The organism is Fulvimarina thalattae (genome assembly GCF_040239565.1).
Taxonomy (GTDB): domain Bacteria; phylum Pseudomonadota; class Alphaproteobacteria; order Rhizobiales; family Rhizobiaceae; genus Fulvimarina.
This window is the reverse complement of sequence record NZ_JBEHWS010000040.1, coordinates 1-3,834: the sequence shown is the minus strand read 5'-3', so window position 1 is coordinate 3,834 and position 3,834 is coordinate 1. Positions and strand designations below refer to the sequence as shown.

The window sequence follows — 3,834 nt, the reverse complement described above, 5'->3', positions numbered from 1 at the left end:
GGCATGACGCACCGCTGCAGGAGGCTTTGGTCTCTAGTTCCTTCGGGAATTGGGCCCTGGCTTAGAAAGCGGTGCGATCTCAAGAAGAATGATCTGATCGACCATGATCTCTCTCTATAGGATTGAGGTCGCTGCATTCGTTGCCTGACAAGGGTGGCGGATGTTGCTCCGGTTACGCTGTTCCAGTGCAAAAGGGGAACGGACACCAGAGCGCGATTCCTGAGGAGCGTTGGGCACCTGTCCAGCGTCGGCCGAACGGCCGTCGGACCTTATGGTCCGCCCCCGCGGAGGCGTCACCGTCAGGTGGCTGCGGTGAGCGATCATCAATCGATCAAGTCTTCGCTTTGCGAAGCCTTGATGATCATGGGCGATGGGAACGATCAAGTGTCTGAAGGGCATTTGGTGGATGCCTTGGCATGCACAGGCGATGAAGGACGTGATACGCTGCGATAAGCGTCGGGGAGCTGCGAATAAGCTTTGATCCGGCGATTTCCGAATGGGGAAACCCACCTTCGACTACCGTTAAGTTTTAACCGTTGAGCCGTTGATTGCCGCATGGCGATCTGCGGTCTTTGATGTTGGCGCACTTGCCGCGATGGCGAGTTTGCCCGCAGCAAAGGCCGACCGGCCGTCGGCGCTGATGCGCCGCCCCCGCGGAGCCGATCGCAAAGCGATCTGGCGTGAGCGGTTAAAATTAACGGTAGTCATATGAGGGTATCTTTGATCTGAATACATAGGGTCAAAGAAGCGAACCCGGGGAACTGAAACATCTCAGTACCTGGAGGAAAGGACATCAACCGAGACTCTGCTAGTAGCGGCGAGCGAACGCGGACCAGGCCAGTGGTTTTGATTGAACAAGCTGAAGACGTTGGAAAGCGTTGCGAGATTGGGTGACAGCCCCGTAGGCGTAATTTTAATCAAGATCCTTGAGTAGGGCGGGACACGTGAAATCCTGTTCGAACATGGGGGGACCACCCTCCAAGCCTAAGTACTCGTGCATGACCGATAGCGAACCAGTACCGTGAGGGAAAGGTGAAAAGCACCCCGACGAGGGGAGTGAAAGAGAACCTGAAACCGAATGCCTACAAACAGTCGAAGCCCGCAAGGGTGACGGCGTACCTTTTGTATAATGGGTCAGCGACTTAGTCTGACGAGCAAGCTTAAGCCGGTAGGTGTAGGCGTAGCGAAAGCGAGTCTGAACAGGGCGTTCAGTTCGTCGGATTAGACCCGAAACCGAGTGATCTAGCCATGAGCAGGCTGAAGGTGCGGTAACACGCACTGAAGGGCCGAACCCATATCTGTTGCAATAGATCGGGATGACTTGTGGCTAGGGGTGAAAGGCCAATCAAACTCGGAAATAGCTGGTTCTCCGCGAAATCTATTTAGGTAGAGCGTCGGATGAATACCCTCGGGGGTAGAGCACTGGATGGGCTATGGGGACTCACCGTCTTACTGATCCTAACCAAACTCCGAATACCGAGGAGTACTATCCGGCAGACAGACGGCGGGTGCTAACGTCCGTCGTCAAGAGGGCAACAACCCTGACCTCCAGCTAAGGTCCCCAAGTCATGGCTAAGTGGGAAAGGATGTGAAGATCCCAAAACAACCAGGATGTTGGCTTAGAAGCAGCCATCATTTAAAGAAAGCGTAACAGCTCACTGGTCTAAACAAGGGTCTTTGCGCCGAAAATGTACCGGGGCTCAAGCCATGCACCGAAGCTGAGGACTTCTCTTTCGAGGAGTGGTAGCGGAGCGTTCCATAGGCCTGTGAAGCCGTACCTGTGAGGGGCGGTGGAGGTATTGGAAGTGCGAATGCTGACATGAGTAACGATAAAGGGAGTGAGAGACTCCCTCGCCGAAAATCCAAGGGTTCCTGCTTAAAGTTAATCTGAGCAGGGTTAGCCGGCCCCTAAGCCGAGGCCGAAAGGCGTAGGCGATGGGAACCACGTTTAATATTCGTGGGCCTGATGGAAAGTGACGGATCGCGTGTATCGTAATCTCTTATTGGATTGAGGTTGCGGTGAAGCGGTTCCAGGAAAGAGCTCCATCGTATAGACCGTACCCGAAACCGACACAGGTGGATTGGTAGAGAATACCCAGGCGCTTGAGAGAACTGTGCTGAAGGAACTCGGCAAATTGCACGCGTAACTTCGGAAGAAGCGTGACCTCCATTTACGCAAGTAGGTGGGGGTGGCACAGACCAGGGGGTAGCGACTGTTTATCAAAAACACAGGGCTCTGCGAAGTCGCATAAGACGACGTATAGGGTCTGACGCCTGCCCGGTGCTGGAAGGTTAAGAGGAGAGGTTCACGCCTTGAATCGAAGCCCCAGTAAACGGCGGCCGTAACTATAACGGTCCTAAGGTAGCGAAATTCCTTGTCGGGTAAGTTCCGACCTGCACGAATGGCGTAACGACTTCCCCGCTGTCTCCAGCACAGACTCAGTGAAATTGAATTCCCCGTGAAGATGCGGGGTTCCTGCGGTCAGACGGAAAGACCCCGTGCACCTTTACTATAGCTTTACACTGGCATTCGTGTCGGCACGTGTAGGATAGGTGGTAGGCTTTGAAGCGTGGACGCCAGTTTGCGTGGAGCCATCCTTGAAATACCACCCTTGCCGTCATGGATGTCTAACCGCGGTCCGTTATCCGGATCCGGGACAGTGTATGGTGGGTAGTTTGACTGGGGCGGTCGCCTCCTAAAGCGTAACGGAGGCGCGCGATGGTGGGCTCAGAGCGGTCGGAAATCGCTCGTCGAGTGCAATGGCATAAGCCCGCCTGACTGCGAGACAGACAAGTCGAGCAGAGACGAAAGTCGGTCATAGTGATCCGGTGGTCCCCGAGTGGAAGGGCCATCGCTCAACGGATAAAAGGTACGCCGGGGATAACAGGCTGATGACCCCCAAGAGTCCATATCGACGGGGTTGTTTGGCACCTCGATGTCGGCTCATCGCATCCTGGGGCTGGAGCAGGTCCCAAGGGTTTGGCTGTTCGCCAATTAAAGCGGTACGTGAGCTGGGTTCAGAACGTCGTGAGACAGTTCGGTCCCTATCTGCCGTGGGTGTAGGAGCATTGACAGGATCTGTCCCTAGTACGAGAGGACCGGGATGGACGGATCTCTGGTGGACCTGTTGTGGCGCCAGCCGCATTGCAGGGTAGCTATATCCGGTCGGGATAACCGCTGAAGGCATCTAAGCGGGAAACCCACCTGAAAACGAGTGCTCCCTATCAGGGCCGTGGTAGACCACCACGTCGATAGGCCGAGTGTGGAAGCAGGGCAACCTGTGAAGCTTATCGGTACTAATCGCCCGATCGAACTTGATCGTTCCCATTCGCCCATGATCATCATGTTGATCGCCAAAAAGGCGATCAACATTCTTCTTGAGTTATGTCCTCACGCTGTCGCGGCCAAATGCCGCTGCGCTGCGGACAACGCGGCGCAAAAGCGCCGACGGGCAGTCGCCCGACGCTCACCTTCAGGGAAATCCTTCGCGGATATCTTCATGGCTGTCCCCCGCAAATCTTGCGTGGGACTGCCGCGAAGCCAAAGCGTAGCGCAAACGCGCGTCGGGCCTGATGGCCCGCCCCCGCGGAGGCAATGCCGAAAGGCATCTGCCGTGAGCAAGAACAAACTCCTGACAACAAACGCCAGCTTCTCACAATCTGCCTTTGGCCGACCTGGTGGTCATAGCGGCGCGCCCCCACCCGATCCCATTCCGAACTCGGCCGTGAAACGCGCCAGCGCCTATGATACTTCGTCTCAAGACGCGGGAAAGTCGGTCGCCGCCAGGTCCGCCAAACGCAGAACAAAAAACCTTCTTCACAACAACAACAACA

Annotated in this window: 2 rRNA genes; both read left to right on the top strand. The window is 55.6% G+C overall.

Features of this window, described 5'->3' with window-relative positions:
- Positions 1 to 378 precede the first annotated feature (378 nt).
- A 23S ribosomal RNA gene (locus ABRA89_RS19960) occupies positions 379 to 3,323 on the top strand.
- A 351-nt stretch (positions 3,324 to 3,674) separates the two neighbouring features.
- Positions 3,675 to 3,789, top strand: a 5S ribosomal RNA gene (rrf, locus tag ABRA89_RS19955).
- Positions 3,790 to 3,834 lie beyond the last annotated feature (45 nt).